Source organism: uncultured Campylobacter sp. (assembly GCF_938031315.1).
GTDB lineage: Bacteria > Campylobacterota > Campylobacteria > Campylobacterales > Campylobacteraceae > Campylobacter_B.
The window spans coordinates 1-1,350 of the sequence record NZ_CALHHT010000198.1 but is presented as its reverse complement, the minus strand read 5'-3'; the positions used below and the strand labels follow the sequence as shown (position 1 = coordinate 1,350).

General features: G+C 43.1%; 2 protein-coding genes and 1 pseudogene. All 3 read right to left on the bottom strand.

All coding sequences use genetic code 11. The annotated features are described in order from the left end of the window. Positions 1 to 591 (bottom strand): BadF/BadG/BcrA/BcrD ATPase family protein (locus Q0236_RS05125; protein WP_297915745.1); only part of this gene is annotated, 591 nt, incomplete at its 3' end. A 294-nt stretch (positions 592 to 885) separates the two neighbouring features. Next, positions 886 to 1,242, bottom strand: coding sequence for a 50S ribosomal protein L19 (gene rplS, locus Q0236_RS05120; RefSeq protein ID WP_005873155.1), 357 nt, complete (start codon positions 1,240 to 1,242; stop codon positions 886 to 888). Continuing rightward, a pseudogene (locus Q0236_RS05115) lies at positions 1,239 to 1,350 on the bottom strand (tRNA (guanosine(37)-N1)-methyltransferase TrmD); the annotation flags it as partial. The gene rplS and the pseudogene Q0236_RS05115, both read right to left, overlap by 4 nt.

Genomic DNA, 1,350 nt, shown 5'->3' with positions numbered 1-1,350 from the left:
CCCCGAGATCGTCTGCTCGACGACAGCGGCGTAGATACTGGCGCTAATGTCTTCCTTGCGTACGCCTTGATTTAACAGCGGCTGAATGTCGCTTTTGGCGAACACACCGCAACGTGAGGCGATCGGGTAAATTTTATTCGCCGAAAAGCTTAGGCGGTCAAGCTCCGTGATATCCAGATGCAAAAGATTGGTCATCTGATCGATAAATGCGCCGGTACCGCCCGCGCACGAGCCATTCATACGCTCTTCAAGTCCGCCCGTGAGAAATAAAATTTTAGCATCCTCGCCGCCGAGCTCAATAACGACATCGGTCTTCGGAAACATCCGCTTGACGCCGAGCGAGGTAGCGAAAACCTCTTGGACGAACGGAATTTTGCAATTTTTGGCGATACCCATGCCTGCTGAACCCGCTATGGCGACGCTGAATTGCTCGCCTGCATAGGTTTTTTGGATTTGCAAAATTTTATCCAGCACCAGCTCCTTGGGCTTTGCCAAATGCCTCTCGTAGCTCTTGCTTAAAATTTCATATTTTTCATTTAAAACTACCGTTTTAACAGTGGTTGATCCTACGTCAATGCCTAAAAAAATCACATCTCGCTCTTTACTGAATAAATTTTACTCGGCCGAATTCTCAAATTTAGCGCGAGCTTTCTAAATTAAAATTTGCATTTTATAGTAATATTTTTAAACGCAAATAAAATCAGGATATATTTTATCTTTTTCTATAGAAAAAGACGATTTTTAGGCAGTTTAGAATTAAAAATTTTAATGGAAAAGTTGTAAAATTTTAGATTTAATGCGAGTAGATTTTGCGCGAAATTTTTTAAAATCTCGCGCATTATAAAAAGAGCTTCCTTTTGAATTGGGAAGCATAAATTTAAAGGATTATTTTCGAAGCTCTTTGATTTTAGCCGCTTTACCGCGTCTGTCGCGTAGGTAAAATAGCTTCGCGCGGCGAACGCGTCCTTTTCTTAGAACCTCGATGCTTTCGATACTCTCGCTGTAGATCGGGAAAATTCTCTCTACGCCGACGCTATTTGCGCCGATCTTGCGGATGATAAAAGTCTCGCTGACGCCGTTTCCGCGGCGCGCAATGCAGGTACCTTCAAAATTTTGAATTCTGCTCTTATCGCCCTCTTTGATCCTGATGGCTACCTTTAAGGTGTCGCCGGCACGGAAATCAGGCACACTTTTGCTTGTGATCTGAGCGTCCTCAAACGCTTGGATATACTTGTTTTTCATAAATTTCCTTTATTTCTGGCGATTTTTCGGTACATATCCGGGCGGAAGAACCTCGTTTTGCATAGCGCCATTTGATTTTTTAAGCTATGCATTTTAGCGTGATTACCC

Bases quoted from the DNA above. Each gene is read 5' to 3' on its own strand.
- rplS (WP_005873155.1), bottom strand. From the start codon at position 1,242: ATGAAAAACAAGTATATCCAAGCGTTTGAGGACGCTCAGATCACAAGC.